Here is a 13,073-nt window from a genome sequence, read left to right on the forward strand (position 1 = left end):
AGATGCAAGAGGGAGGCGTCATTCTTGCGAATGACGCCTCCCTCTTTTGCACCGCCGCCCATATTCCTCCCACCGGTGCGCAAAGTACGCCAGCGGCTGTCTGAGAAAAGTGGCTGGCGGGCCCGCTCACCTGTCCCTTCTATGAAAAAAACCTTCAAAAACCGCATCATCATCGGCATTTTCGCTCTCCATTTTAGCAGAACCTATGAATATGGCTGTGAGAAGAATACAGCAAACAGACGAAAATGTGGAAGGATTTTAGTGAAAAGTGGACGAAATCGTTTTATTTCTAACTGGAAATAAAAGTAAGATTGACTTTGAAAATACAGATGGTATAATAAATACAAGAATGCTAGACTATGCAAGCGAAGGAGCGTTAAAAATGCAGACAAAAAAGAAGATTGCTGCGGATACATATTATCAGCTCATTTCCAAGGAGAGCGGCAAGGCCATGGAAGCCGCACAGGATGAAACCGTCGCCCTGTTTGCCCCCGCCGATAAAGACAGCCAGCAGTGGAAGCTGGTGAGCGCCGGCGACTGTTACAAACTCGCCAATAAATCTTCCGGCAAGGTCCTGGACGCCACCCTGTCCGGCACTGACAACGGCGTGCGGATCTGCCAGTTTGCCGATGCGGACGCGGACAACCAGCTTTGGGTGCTGGAGGAGAGCGCGGAAGATAGCTACAAGATCAAAAGCAAGGTGTCCGGCAAGTGTGTCGACATCGTGGACATGTCCAAAGAGGACGGCGCTGTGTTGCAAATCTGGGAGGACACCGACGGCGATAACCAGCGCTGGTTGCTCAGCGCCATAGCCGCCAAGCCTGTCAAAGCCCCCAGCGCGGCCAAAAAGCCCGCGGCCAAATCCACTAAATCCGCCTCGAAGGCCACCAAGACCGCATCCAAAACCGCGAAGAAGCCCGCCTCCAAAACGAGCAAGACTTCTTTCGCCAAGGTAGAAACTCCCAACGCGGAAGGCAAGCCTGAAGCCGTCCAGACGGCCGCGTCTAAGAAAGCAGAGGCCCCCAAAGCGCCCGCCGCTCCCAAGGCTCCTGCCAAAACCCCGTCCACAAAAACCGCCAAGAAATAAGGACCCCAGAGGCCGCTCGAGATCATTTCGGGCGGCCTTTTTGCGTCTCCCGTTTCTGGAACAGGAGATAAAAAGCCCCTCCGAAACTGCGCGCAGCCTTTGGAGCGCATCCGGCCCGCCTTCCCCACCGGCTGGGCGCTTCTCATCAGCGGTAGCGGCCTGATGGAATAGTCTCCCCGCGCGGTCGCCGGCTGGAGTGGTCGGGCCTATGGGCGGCACAAAAACGCCAAAGATGTGATCACCACATAATCAATCTTTGACACAATTGGAGAATTCAGCTCTTCCTCTTCCCATTTTTGGCCAATTTTATTGACATCATCCGGTAATATTACTATAATTGCAATCGAAAGTAACATAAACTTAACCTGAATTTTATAACAACAGAGAGTCAGGAGTGTGTACCATGTCTCATCTCTTTATCACCCCCTCCAAAATAGTGAGCGGTCCCGGCGCGTTGGAAGACGCGGCCGCCACCATCGCGGGGCTCGGGAAAAAGGCGCTGATCGTCACCGACGCCATGATGTGCAAGCTGGGTAATGTCAAGAAGGTCACCGACGTGCTAGAAAGCCAGGGCGTCCCTTACAGTATCTACGACGGCATCAACAGCGAACCCGCCGATACCATGATCGACGCGGGGCTCAAACAATACCAGTCCGAGCAGTGTGATTTTCTTATCGCCGTGGGCGGCGGCAGCCCCATGGATTCTATGAAGGCCATCGCCCTGCTGGCGGCGGGCGGCGGTTCCATTACAAGCTACATGGGTAAGACCGTCACCTTCCCCCTCGCCCCCATGGTGGCCATCCCCACCACAGCGGGCACCGGCAGTGAGGCCACCCAGTTTACCATCATCACCGACACCAAAAATGACGTCAAAATGCTTCTCAAAGGTCCCAGCCTCATGCCGGATCTGGCCATTGTGGACCCCCAGTTCACCATGACCGCCCCGGCCAAGATCACCGCGGCCACTGGAATGGACGCCTTGACCCACGCCATTGAGGCCTTCACCTCCAAAAAGGCCCAGCCCCTTTCCGACACCTTCGCCGTCTCTGCGGTCCAGCGCATCTTCTCGTATCTGCTCACCGCCTTCCAGCATCCCGACGACGTGGAGGCCCGCACCCAGATGGCGCTGGCCGCGCTGGAAGCGGGCATCGCCTTCAACAATTCTTCTGTCACCATCGTCCATGGCATGAGCCGTCCCATCGGCGCCCTGTTCCATGTGGCCCACGGCATTTCCAACGCCATGCTGTTGGAAACCTGTCTCAACTACGTGCTCGACGGCGCCCTGGACCGCTTCGCGTTCCTGGCCCGGGCCTGCGGCATGGCCGGCCCATCGGTGGATGACAAGACAGCGGCTAAAGCCCTCATTTGCCAGGTGGCAAAGCTGGCCCAGGCGCTGGAAATCCCCACTCTGGAAGAATACGGCATCAACAAGGACGCCTTCTACCAGGTCATTCCCAAGATGGCCCAGGACGCCTTTGAAAGCGGCAGCCCCTCCAATACCCGCAAGGAGATCACTCCTGCCGACATGGAAATGCTCTACGACCGTCTGTGGAAATAAAAAGCAACAGGACCGCTCTAAAAGAGCGGTCCTGTTTTCGTAAAAAAGAGCCGTCTCATATGGGACGGCTCTTTTTCTGTCAGTTTTGGGCGGAGCCTTTCAGGGCCCCCTCCAGGGTGTGGGACTTGAGATATGCCATCCAGATTTCGTACCGGGGCTTGCCAAAGTGCATGCCGTCGTTGGGACTGGCCTCGTCTGGCAGGGCGCCGCTGGCGTCCTTGAGGCTTTCGCCCACGTTCAGGTAGTAGACCTCTTTCTCTTTGGCAAGAGCCATAATCGCCTCATTGTACTCGTCGATTTTCTCGTTGGTCAGGTCGGGATTGGCGTCGACCTTGGCCTGGGTCACCGGCAGGATGGACTGCAGGTAGATGACGCTGTCCGGGTGCTGGTTCTTGACAGCGTCCACAAAGGTGCCGTAAAGCTCCATCATGGTCTCCTTGCCGATGAACTGGACCCCATTGGAGCCGAGCATGATGTAAATTTTCTTGGGGTGATAGGCGCTCATGGCGTCGAGGATGGTCACCGTGCCGTTTACCGTCTCAATGACGGGGGAGGACATGATCGTGTTGGGATTGATGCCGGTGGATGCCACCACGGTGGTGTTTGGCATAACACCATAGGCTTCAATGCCGGTGGTGATGGAGTCGCCCACAAACAAGGCGTCGTCAAAGTAACTGTCCGTCACCGGTTCGCTCTTGGGAAGAGCCTCTCCATAGAAGTCCGCCGGGTCAGGGGCGGGGATGGATTCGGTGACCGGGGTGGTGGGCGTAGGGGTCGTCTGGAGGGAAGCGGAGGAACTCTGACTCTGCTGGGGAGCAGGGTCTATCGAATCCGCGCTGTCTTTGTTGAGATGCAGCATGACAAAGACAATGACGGCAACCAGCAATAGCAGGCAAAAAATGAGTAAAAATATTTGGAGCGGGGAAGTTTTACGATTAGCAGACATATTGATCTCCTTTTGTTCGTCGGTATTCCTTGGCGGACCCTATTCCTTATTTATCCCGGTGGTAGCCTGCCTGTTTCCACTGATAAATTTTCTTATCCTAACGTTTCCACAAGAGGCATTGGCTTCGAAGACGGACGCACCGGCGCGCGAGGGCAAAGCGCCCGGCATGCCCCGAGATAAACCCACTGCGAGTCGACAATTGTTTTTTATTATACCTCTTCCCTCGCCAGGAATAAACACTTTTTTCTTAAATTTGACCTTCAATTTGCTTTTCTAACTTTCGTCAGCCTCTCCCACAGGAACACAAAACTTCCCCTCGAATAGAATGGGGAAGCGGCTTTTTCTGTAAAACGCCGCTGCGGAAGGGGTGTGTTTCGCTTGCTATCCATGGTTTTACTCGTTCTGGCGCTGTCCACCGATGCGCTGATTGCCAGTCTCGCCTATGGCACCAACAACATCCGCATCACAGCGCTCCCGGCGGCGGTCATCAGCCTGGTGGGAAGCGGATTCTTGGTGCTTTCCCTGGTCGCCGCCGGTGTGGTTCGCCTCTTTATCAGCCCCGCCGTCTGTGTCGGCATCAGTTTCGGGTTGCTGTTTTTCATCGGCTTTGCCAGCTTTTTTCAAGGGCTTTTCAAAAACTATCTGCGCCGGCGCAGAGGCCAGAAGCAGGTAAGGTTTGAAATGCAGGGCGTCCAGTTTGTCCTGGACATCTTCCTCGACGAAACCAAGGCGGACTCCGACGACTCCAAGGATTTAAGCGTCCGTGAGTCCCTCTATCTGGGGCTGGCCCTGTCGGTGGACTCTCTGGCCTCCGGCCTCGGCAGCGGCCTGACCGCTATCAATGTGCCGCTGACCGTCGCCATCTACGCGGCGGTGCAGTTTTTGGTGGTGATGGGCGGTTTTTCCCTGGGAAAGAAACTACGTGGCAAAGCGGCCCCCGACCTCTCCTGGTTGGGCGGACTACTCCTCATTATCCTGGCTTTTACCCGTCTGTTTTAATCCCGGTCCTTCCCTCTACATAAAAAAGGCCAGCCGAAACGGCTGGCCTTTTCCCATGCTTTGCGAGCGCTCGCCCGCCCCTTGGCGACAAACCGCTTTTGCGGCAATGGCGGACTTCTTGTTTGGCGGCAAAACTAAATATCTGCCTTTTTCCGCTTTTCCCCTCTGCAAACGATGCCTTTGGAGTTTTCTTAAAAGGCCGTCTCTTTATTTCTCCTTGGCGCGCTTTTGGGGAACGTCAAAATAGTCGTCGATGATACGCTCGGCCGCCAACTTTAAAAAGTTGGACATACTACAAAGAGAGAGGACGATTTTATACAGATCGGTGTGCGTTTTTATGGGAGCGGCGCTCTTCATGTCCTCGGAAAACTGAGCGGTGAATGCCGTCCGCTGTTTTTTCTTTTCCTCCAGAAATTCCTCATAAATCTCTGCCAAATGCTCGGGGAGCTGGCCATCCTCCTGGAGCCCCTGCGTCAGCCGCTCGATGTCCGAAATGGACAGGGTTTGTTTGAGATTATAGATGAGCAGCATTTGCAAAATGTGGTCTTTGGAGTACTTCTTTCCCTTGACCGGCTGGACAATCCCCGCCTTGCTGTAATTGTTGATCATGGTCTTTGTTAGGAGCTTGTCCTCCTCCCGGCGTTTGTTGCCGCGGAGGGTGTCCTCAAAGATGGTGATGACCTGGTCCATATATAGGTCGATATTGGGGATGTCCCAGGGCGCCAGATCGGAGGTTTCCACCGCCTGTTCCACCGCTTTCATCACCTGTTCATTGTTAATATCCATCATTTCGCCCCCATTCCCGGCTTTGACTATTTTCATTCTATATGAATACTTTGTAAATTTCAAGAGAAAGCCTTGTATTTCTCGGGGCATATGGTATCATTAAATAAAATATATGGTTTTAAAAACTACTTTTAAGAACTCTGAGGTAATCTTCATGTCGTATTTCTCCAAAAATGCCCGGGATCCGGTGAGTGCACAGACCCACTTTTATGGGGCGCTGCTCTCCCTCATCGGTACGGTGGCCCTGGCAGCCGCACTCCTCATTTGCGGGCATCCCAGTCCCCGCAAGACGGTGTCGGTGATGATCTTCGGTTTTACCCTGGTGGCGCTGTATGGATGCAGCAGCCTTTACCACTTTGTCAAAACCACGCCGGAGCGGACTTTGCGTCTGCGCAAGCTGGACCACGCCATGATCTATGTGCTGATTGCCGGAACCTATACCCCCATCTTCCTTTGCTACTTACAGGGCGCCAAAGCCCTCTGGATGACGGCGCTCATCTGGGCCATCGGGATTCTGGGCGTCGGGCTGATGCTCTTGTGGTTTTCCATGCCCCGCTGGCTCTCCACCCTCCTTTACCTGGCCATGGGATGGTTTTTGGTCTACGATCTGGACGCCCTGCGGGCGATGCAGCCCGGCGCCATCGCCCTGCTCGTCATTGGCGGCGTCTTCTACACGGTGGGGGCGTGATTTACGCCCTCAAAAAGCCCAATATCTTCCGCCGCTTCGGCTTTCACGAAGTCTTCCACATCTTCGTCATGCTGGGCAGCTTCTTCCACTTCCTCGCCATCCTTTTTTATATCGTCCTGTAATCACAGAAAGGCCGCGCTCATGTTGAGCGCGGCCTTTGTTATGCGTCTCTTGCGGAAGGGCTGCCGTTATCAAAGCCCTCCATGGGCTCGTCGGGGAAAAATTCTCCCCGGTGCAAAAGCGCATCCGCCTGGGTCATCAGCCTTGCCGACTCCGCCGCCGCTTCCTCAAAGAGGGCAAAGAAGCTCTGGCGGCTCTCCCGCTCAGGATGGGCGGGACTGCGCCAGGGGCGTTCCCCGCGGTTAACCGCGTCAAAGGGAGGCGGCTCCGGTTTAAGCATGGCTTCCAGCAGATTGCCGTGGACGAGCAGCCGGTCGATACACGCCGAGAGGCTCCGGTGAGTCCCTTTGGTATCCAGGAGAAATTCCTCGCACTTGAGGGTGTCGGAGAAGGCGGCTCGAAGATCCTCCACCGCCAAATTCTCTCCCATGGATTCCCGGATGACCACATGGAGCATCCGCGCCACCCGGCGGTGGACGGTCTCGTCCTTCATCCGGTAAAAGAGGGGGTAGTTTTTCGCCTGGATTCCCAGCCTTTCCCTACACAAGATGGCGTCGATGGCGCTTTCGATCTGGTGATGGAGTCCCTTTTTCTCAAAGGGGAGGCAGAGTTTCGCCCGCTCCTCCACCATGGCATAGACATAGGGATGGGCGGTTCTGTCCAGGACATAGTGGGTGAGAAAGCCCAGGAAATAGGCAAAATCCGTCTCGAAGCGCCCCTCCCCCCGGCGCTCCCTGAGATAGCGCAAGAAGGCGTTGAGTAAGGGCGGCACCGGCGCGCGATGCATCCGCACCCCGGTTTTGATTACCTCCCCAAAGGGGTTGAGATAAACCCGGTGGAAAAACAGCAGGTCGGGGCCCTGGGTGCCCCAGTCGTAGGCCGCCCGGTTTCTTTCGACCACGCCTATGATTTCCGGCGCTTCCAGCCTTGCGAGGGCCTCGGTCCCCAGCAGATTGTGGGTAATATAAGCGGGCAAATTGGTCATCTCCCTTACTTTGCCGCCGCCCGGATGTCGGGCGGTCCATGCCGCCGGAGTTTCCCGGCGCTTCAGTTGTGCGCGGAAAGGCTGTTGCCTCTGCGCTTGATCAGAGATAGTGTACCACATTCTTGTGAGGGAATTACCATCTTTCCTGTAAACAAAGGCAGTTTTTGTCTGTCATTCGGTATGGTCCAAGCCGGGAGCTTGGGCCATGCCGGGCGGCGGCGCATCGCGAGCGCTTACGGTATGCCCCCCAAAATCCACCCCGCCAGAGCTTTGGGGAGCCGAAAAAGACACAGCCGCCAAAGCGCGGTTGTGTCTTTTTCTCCGATGGGCCGGGCTTTGAAGAAAGCCCGCGCCTATTCTCTCTATCGCGCGGGCATCTGAAAGTCCTCCAACGCCCGGTTGAGGAAGCCGTTAAAGGGCCGCATCTTTCCAAAGATGTCCACGGCGAAGGCTGTAAAGTCCGGTGCCAGAATCCGCTCGTCCGAGACGGGGTACTCGAGATACCAGCTTTTCTGTTTGAGATACTCCGCCTGGGGGTGGGCGGCGTCATAGCCGCGGGGCACGTTTTTGAGCTTGGTTCCCCCCACCGTGAAGTTCATTTGAAAGTCGGGCGCGGAGAGAATTTCCTCCCACTCCGCCCCGTGCTCCACCAGACTGTCCCGGACCATAGCTGTGGCGTCTTTCAACAAGTCCGTAAATAATCCCCCGCCCAAAAAGGACCGATTGCCGGGGCGGAGGTAAAGATAGTACCCCACGGGGATGGGAAGCTTTCCCCCATAGGAAATATGGGCGCGGAAGGCGGGGTGATAGGGAGATTTGTCGTGGCTGAAGCGGGTGTCCCGCTGGAGTTTAAAGGTGAGGTCCCGCGCCGCGAAAAGGGGCAGTTTCACGTCGGTCTTTCGCAGCTCCAGGCTGAGCGTTTCGACAATTTCTTCAAAATCCGCTTTGGCCACCTCATATTGGGCCTTATGTTCATGAAACCATTCCCGGTTATTGTTTTGTTCTAAGGCGCTTAGATACCCCAGCATGCTTTCCATCTTCATCCTCACACCTCCTGTCCTCTCACGGCTGTCTGGAAGCTCTGAGAATCCATCATCTTCCGAATCCATCCGATGATGTTTTCCGGGGAACGGTAGGCGGGAAAACCGGCGAAAATCTGGGAGAGTTCATCGAGCTCTTCCATGGCGTCGGTGTAGGAACCGATCTCGTCGTAACCGCACTCCTCCATGGACTGAAAATCCAAGCGGGCGGGGTCTAACCTGTGGGTCGCAATGGCATAATTCACCCGCCGCCTGCAGGCGCAAATTCCTGTGCCCGAGAGCCCGCAGTATTCCCCCAAAAACGCGCCCACCTTTTTGCGGATGCGGGAGAGCCTCTGCCGGTAGGCTTCGGGGGACATCCCCAGAATTTCCGCCGCCGTGGGGCTGGAAAGCCGAAACATGGTGCCCAGGACATAAATTGCCCGGCTCTCGGCGTCCAAACATTGGAGCATCACGTTGGAGCAGGAGAGCTTGAGCTCCCGCTCCAACAGCGCCCGGTCCACGCCGCCGGTTAAGTCCGGCACATCCGCTTCCCGGCCCGAGGCGATGTCCTCGCCGTAAAATTCAAAGCTGAGCGGGCGCTCGGTAAACATTCCCTTCCGGTAGTCTTTGAGATGGTTGACCGCCACCCGGAAGACCCAGGTGGAAAAACTGCTTTCCTTTTGGAATGAACTCAGGTGGGTGATCACCTTGATGAGGATTTCCTGGGTGGCGTCCTCCGCGTCGGGAATGAGTCCCAGCATCCGCAGGGAAAGACTGAACACCATGTCCCGGACGCTGTGCAGGAGGACTTCCAACGCCTCCCTGTCGCCATCCGACGCCTGCATAATGAGCTGACTTTCGTTTTCTATCTTCATTTTGTTTACACCTCCTATTTTGTTAGACGCCAAAAACAGAGGAGTGTGACAAAATTTTTTCTGCTTTGCGGCCTTTGCGGCCCGGTTTCATTCTACGGGTTCTAAGCCGAATCTGTCAAATGGAAAATATCCGCATTCTGACAATGGATTGAGATCGTCAACATCAATAAAATATGATTGTATTAAAAGAGAAAATCAGTTATAATATACACAAACCAATGGTTATTACTGCCAAAGATTTGGGGGTCATCACATGCTCGAAAAAGTAGATCTGAAAAAGGTCATGATGAAAGAAGAATATAAACAGGTTTCTGCGGGGCTCAAAGAGCGGCTGACCCAGCTGCAGCAGAGCATCAAGGCCAACCGCCTGCCTGTGATCATCCTCTTTGAGGGGTGGGGCGCTTCGGGCAAGGGGACCCGGATCGCCGACCTGATCCTCAACCTGGACCCCCGCTATTTCAGCGTCACCTCCTTTATCGCGCCCGACGAGGCCGAGCGCCGCAAACCGCTTTTATGGCGCTATTGGAACAAAATTCCCGCCCAGGGCCAGATGGCCATCTATGACCGGAGTTGGTACCAGGACATCTCGGTGGCAAAGCTGGAGGAGGACATCACAGAAGAGGAGATCGTCCGGCGCACTGAGAGCATCAAAACCTTTGAGCGCCAGCTTTCCGACGACGGGTATTTGATCATCAAGTTCTTCCTCCACATCAGCAAAAAGGACCAGAAGGAGCGCTTTGAAAAGCTTCTCTCCTCCAAAAATACGGCGTGGCAGGTCACCAAGAAAGACTTAAAGCGCAACAAGGAATACGACCGCTACTATGAAGTCTTAGACGAGATGCTGGAAAACACCAGCACCGAGTATGCGCCCTGGCACGTGGTGTCCAGCCACGACAAAAATAGCTGTATGGCCGATATTTATTCCATTGTTGTCAGCGCCATCGAAAAGGCCGTGGCCAAAAAGCGGGAGGACCACCATCCCCTGCCGGTGGACGCCCCGGTGATCCTCTCCCCCAACTTCCGGCTGTTGGAGATGCCCAAACTCGCGGATATCGACCTCAACCGCACCCTCACCGATGAGACCTACAAGGAGCAACTGAAAAAACAGCAGGAAAAGCTCTCCGTCCTTCACAACAAGATCTATAAAAAGCAGATCCCCGTCATTGTGGCTTACGAGGGCTGGGACGCGGCTGGCAAGGGCGGCAACATCCGCCGGGTGGCCGCCGCGCTGGATCCGCGGGGCTATGAGGCCATCCCCATCGCCGCGCCCGACAAATACGAGCTTGCCCATCACTACCTCTGGCGGTTCTGGCGCAATATTCCCAAGACCGGCCACCTGGCCATCTTCGACCGCACTTGGTACGGCCGGGTGATGGTGGAGCGCATCGAGGGCTTCTGCACCAGCGAGGAGTGGCACCGGGCCTATCAGGAGATCAACGAATTTGAAAAGGAGCTCTCCGACTGGGGCGCCATCATCGTCAAGTTCTGGCTCCACATCGACGGGGACGAACAGCTCAGGCGCTTCACCGAGCGGCAGAACACCCCTTCCAAACAGTGGAAGATCACCGAGGAGGACTGGCGCAACCGGGAAAAATGGCCCCAGTATGAGGAGGCGGTGGACGACATGCTCCGCTACACCTCCACCGACTTCGCCCCCTGGAACATCATTGAGTCCAACGACAAGAAGTTTGCCCGCATCAAGGCATTGCGCACCCTCAACCATGCCATCGAACTGCGGCTGTAACGAATAAAAACAAGCAAAAGAGCCCGGCATACTGCCGGGCTCTTTTTTGTAGGGATATGGGATGCTGTTGATTTTACAGAAATCTGCTTCCCTTGTCGGGGGGCACCGAGGACGGCTCCTCCCTGCCAACCGCTCCACACGGAAAACCGACGCCCACAGTGGGCTGACGCAGGAAGCTTTCCTCCTCGATGGGAGGACATCCGTCTGGGACACAGGCTATCTGGCGCATTTTTGCATGTTGTTGATGGCGCTGATGAGGGCCTTGACCGACGCAGTGATGATATCGTTGTGGATGCCCACGCCCCAGAAGGGACGGTTATGGGCGTCCACAATGCCCACATAGGCCGCCGCCCGGGATTTGGTGCTCGTTTCCAAAGCATGCTCTTTGTAGGTGACCAGGGAGTACTCGAGGCCCAGCCCCTTTTGGAGCGCGGCGCTCACCGAGTCCAGACGGCCGTTGCCCCAGCCCTTAAACTCCTGGGCGTTTCCGCCCACGGCCACGGCCACGGTGGCCTCAAAGTCGTCGGGATGGATAAAGTGGACGCTGTGGAAGGTGATGGGCGACTCGATATTGACAAAGGACTGCATGAAGATGGCATAGACTTCCTCGGGTTTGAGCTCCTTATGCTGATGATCGGACACGCCCTTGACCTGGTAACCAAAGCACTCCCGCATCTTCTTGGGCATGTCGAAGCCGTATTTCTGCTCCAGGATGTAGCCGATGCCGCCCTTGCCCGACTGACTGTTGATGCGGATGACGTCGCCGTCGTACTCCCGCCCGATGTCCTTGGGGTCGATGAGGAGATAGGGCACGTTCCAGTGTCCGCACGCCTTTTCCTCCCGCCACTTCATGCCCTTGGCGATGGCGTCCTGATGGGAGCCGGAGAAGGCCGCGAAGACCAGCTTGCCGCCGTAGGGCTGGCGGTCGTTGACCGTCATGCCGGTGGTCTCTTCATAGAAGGAGACGATCTCGGGCATGTTGGAGAAGTCGAGACCCGGGTCCACGCCCTGGGAATACATGTTGAGGGCCAGCGTGACGATGTCCACGTTGCCGGTGCGCTCGCCGTTACCGAAGAGGGTGCCTTCCACCCGCTCTCCGCCGGCCAGAATGCCCATCTCGGCATCGGCCACGGCGCTGCCCCGGTCGTTGTGGGGGTGCAGCGACAAAATCACGCTGTCGCGATGGTGGAGGTGGCGGCTGATGTACTCCACCTGGGACGCGTAGACATGGGGCATGGAGAAGGAGACGGTGACCGGCAGGTTGATGATGACTTTATTTTCCGCCGTGGGCTGCCAGACGTCCAGCACCTCGTTGCAGATGTCCAGCGCAAACTCCATCTCCGTGCCGGTAAAGCTCTCGGGGGAATACTCAAACTGGAAGTCCCCCTCCATTTCCTCAGCATACTGCTGCAAAAGCTTGGCGCCAGAAACGGCGATGTCGACAATCTCTTCCTTACCCTTTTGAAAGACCTGCTCCCGCTGGGCCACCGAGGTGGAGTTATACAGATGCACCACCGCCCGCTTGACGCCTTTTAAGGACTCGAAGGTCTTCTGAATGATGTGCTCCCTCGATTGGGTGAGCACCTGAATCATCACGTCGTCGGGGATGAGGTCCTGCTCGATCAGGGTGCGGACAAAGTCGTATTCCGTCTCGGAGGCCGCCGGGAATCCCACCTCGATCTCCTTAAAGCCGATCTTGACCAGAAGCTTAAAAAATTCGACCTTCTCTTCCAAACTCATGGGCACCACCAGCGCCTGGTTGCCGTCGCGCAAATCCACGCTGCACCAGGCCGGCGCCTTGTCGATGTATTCTTTCTTGGTCCAGTCCATGCAGGACTCGGGGGGCAGAAAATACCCTCTGGTGTACTTTCCTACGTTTTTCATACCCATTCACCCTTTCCGGCCGTCTGACGGCCTAAACTGCTTCCGTATCTGTATGCTGATGCTTGATTTTTCCGATATGCCCGCCTAAAAGACAATAAAAAAAGCCTTTCGTCTCTTCTATCGAGACGAAAGACTTGTCATCTTACGCGGTACCACTCGTTTTTATGTCCCTCGCGGGGACATACCCTCATCAGATACGGGCTTTTTCACAAAAACCTTATATCCTCCTGCTGTAACGGTCAGGCTCCGGCTCCACCTACTCTTTGCATTTCAGCGAGCTGCTCGGCGGCGAGTTCAGACTTTCTTCCCTGCCGCCTCGCACCTGCCGGCGGCTCTCTGAAAGGAAAGGGAAATCCTACTATTCCACTTCAGCGCATTT

13 protein-coding genes and 1 other annotated feature (1 of these 14 cut by a window edge) are annotated in these 13,073 nt (G+C 55.8%); of the genes, 7 read left to right on the top strand and 6 right to left on the bottom strand.

The window, feature by feature from the left end:
• Window positions 1-24: 24 nt before the first annotated feature.
• From H8709_RS09850 to H8709_RS09860, 3 genes are all read left to right on the top strand, one after another.
• The gene (locus H8709_RS09850; RefSeq protein ID WP_262398207.1) at window positions 25-303 is read left to right on the top strand and encodes a hypothetical protein; all 279 of its coding nucleotides are present in this window, start codon (window positions 25-27) and stop codon (window positions 301-303) included.
• Between the two features lie 79 nt (window positions 304-382).
• A complete protein-coding gene (locus tag H8709_RS09855; protein ID WP_262398208.1) occupies window positions 383-1,087 on the top strand; it encodes an RICIN domain-containing protein in 705 nt (234 codons plus the stop codon).
• A gap of 403 nt (window positions 1,088-1,490) precedes the next feature.
• Window positions 1,491-2,645: an iron-containing alcohol dehydrogenase gene (locus H8709_RS09860; RefSeq protein WP_262398209.1), complete on the top strand. Its 1,155-nt coding sequence runs from the start codon at window positions 1,491-1,493 to the stop codon at window positions 2,643-2,645.
• Window positions 2,646-2,724: 79 nt separating this feature from the next.
• Here H8709_RS09860 and H8709_RS09865 read toward each other — a convergent pair whose 3' ends face one another.
• On the bottom strand, window positions 2,725-3,591 hold the full coding sequence (locus H8709_RS09865; protein ID WP_262398210.1) for a GDSL-type esterase/lipase family protein: 867 nt from the start codon (window positions 3,589-3,591) through the stop codon (window positions 2,725-2,727).
• A gap of 387 nt (window positions 3,592-3,978) precedes the next feature.
• Here H8709_RS09865 and H8709_RS09870 point away from each other — a divergent pair, with 387 nt between their 5' ends.
• Entirely contained in the window at window positions 3,979-4,590 is a 612-nt protein-coding gene (locus tag H8709_RS09870) for a manganese efflux pump (protein ID WP_262398211.1), read from the top strand.
• A gap of 207 nt (window positions 4,591-4,797) precedes the next feature.
• Here H8709_RS09870 and H8709_RS09875 read toward each other — a convergent pair whose 3' ends face one another.
• Window positions 4,798-5,376 (bottom strand): DUF1836 domain-containing protein, encoded by a 579-nt coding sequence (locus tag H8709_RS09875; RefSeq protein WP_262398212.1) that lies wholly within the window; start codon window positions 5,374-5,376, stop codon window positions 4,798-4,800.
• 187 nt (window positions 5,377-5,563) lie between these two features.
• Between H8709_RS09875 and trhA the strand changes: the two genes are divergently transcribed.
• On the top strand, window positions 5,564-6,064 hold the full coding sequence (trhA, locus tag H8709_RS09880) for a PAQR family membrane homeostasis protein TrhA (RefSeq protein ID WP_262398213.1): 501 nt from the start codon (window positions 5,564-5,566) through the stop codon (window positions 6,062-6,064).
• Complete coding sequence (locus H8709_RS09885; RefSeq protein ID WP_262398214.1) at window positions 6,061-6,186, top strand: hypothetical protein; 126 nt, start codon at window positions 6,061-6,063, stop codon at window positions 6,184-6,186. Before trhA ends, H8709_RS09885 begins: the two co-directional genes overlap by 4 nt.
• 38 nt (window positions 6,187-6,224) lie before the next feature.
• On the opposite strand, the gene H8709_RS09890 is transcribed toward H8709_RS09885, so the two are convergent.
• The 3 genes from H8709_RS09890 to H8709_RS09900 all read right to left on the bottom strand — a co-directional run bounded on the left by H8709_RS09890 (window position 6,225) and on the right by H8709_RS09900 (window position 9,066).
• Window positions 6,225-7,160, bottom strand: a complete 936-nt coding sequence (locus tag H8709_RS09890; RefSeq protein WP_262398215.1) for a zinc dependent phospholipase C family protein — start codon at window positions 7,158-7,160, stop codon at window positions 6,225-6,227.
• Window positions 7,161-7,531: 371 nt separating this feature from the next.
• Window positions 7,532-8,212 (bottom strand): DUF2461 domain-containing protein, encoded by a 681-nt coding sequence (locus H8709_RS09895; RefSeq protein ID WP_262398216.1) that lies wholly within the window; start codon window positions 8,210-8,212, stop codon window positions 7,532-7,534.
• A gap of 2 nt (window positions 8,213-8,214) precedes the next feature.
• Window positions 8,215-9,066 carry an RNA polymerase sigma factor gene (locus H8709_RS09900; RefSeq protein WP_262398217.1) on the bottom strand — a complete coding sequence of 284 codons (852 nt, stop codon included), beginning with the start codon at window positions 9,064-9,066 and terminating at the stop codon, window positions 8,215-8,217.
• Between the two features lie 253 nt (window positions 9,067-9,319).
• Here H8709_RS09900 and pap point away from each other — a divergent pair, with 253 nt between their 5' ends.
• Window positions 9,320-10,810 (top strand): polyphosphate:AMP phosphotransferase, encoded by a 1,491-nt coding sequence (pap, locus tag H8709_RS09905; RefSeq protein ID WP_262398218.1) that lies wholly within the window; start codon window positions 9,320-9,322, stop codon window positions 10,808-10,810.
• A 216-nt stretch (window positions 10,811-11,026) separates the two neighbouring features.
• Here the strand turns inward: pap and H8709_RS09910 are convergent, their stop codons facing one another.
• Window positions 11,027-12,694, bottom strand: coding sequence for a 2-isopropylmalate synthase (locus tag H8709_RS09910; protein ID WP_262398219.1), 1,668 nt, complete (start codon window positions 12,692-12,694; stop codon window positions 11,027-11,029).
• 118 nt (window positions 12,695-12,812) lie between these two features.
• Window positions 12,813-13,073: a binding site (T-box leader), on the bottom strand (it continues 2 nt past the right edge of the window).

The organism is Zongyangia hominis (assembly GCF_014385095.1).
Taxonomy (GTDB): domain Bacteria; phylum Bacillota; class Clostridia; order Oscillospirales; family Ruminococcaceae; genus Zongyangia; species Zongyangia hominis.

Bases quoted from the DNA above. Each gene is read 5' to 3' on its own strand.
- H8709_RS09855 (WP_262398208.1), top strand. From the start codon at position 383: ATGCAGACAAAAAAGAAGATTGCTGCGGATACATATTATCAGCTCATT.
- H8709_RS09860 (WP_262398209.1), top strand. From the start codon at position 1,491: ATGTCTCATCTCTTTATCACCCCCTCCAAAATAGTGAGCGGTCCCGGC.
- H8709_RS09865 (WP_262398210.1), bottom strand. From the start codon at position 3,591: ATGTCTGCTAATCGTAAAACTTCCCCGCTCCAAATATTTTTACTCATT.
- H8709_RS09870 (WP_262398211.1), top strand. From the start codon at position 3,979: ATGGTTTTACTCGTTCTGGCGCTGTCCACCGATGCGCTGATTGCCAGT.
- H8709_RS09875 (WP_262398212.1), bottom strand. From the start codon at position 5,376: ATGGATATTAACAATGAACAGGTGATGAAAGCGGTGGAACAGGCGGTG.
- H8709_RS09895 (WP_262398216.1), bottom strand. From the start codon at position 8,212: ATGAAGATGGAAAGCATGCTGGGGTATCTAAGCGCCTTAGAACAAAAC.
- H8709_RS09900 (WP_262398217.1), bottom strand. From the start codon at position 9,066: ATGAAGATAGAAAACGAAAGTCAGCTCATTATGCAGGCGTCGGATGGC.
- pap (WP_262398218.1), top strand. From the start codon at position 9,320: ATGCTCGAAAAAGTAGATCTGAAAAAGGTCATGATGAAAGAAGAATAT.
- H8709_RS09910 (WP_262398219.1), bottom strand. From the start codon at position 12,694: ATGAAAAACGTAGGAAAGTACACCAGAGGGTATTTTCTGCCCCCCGAG.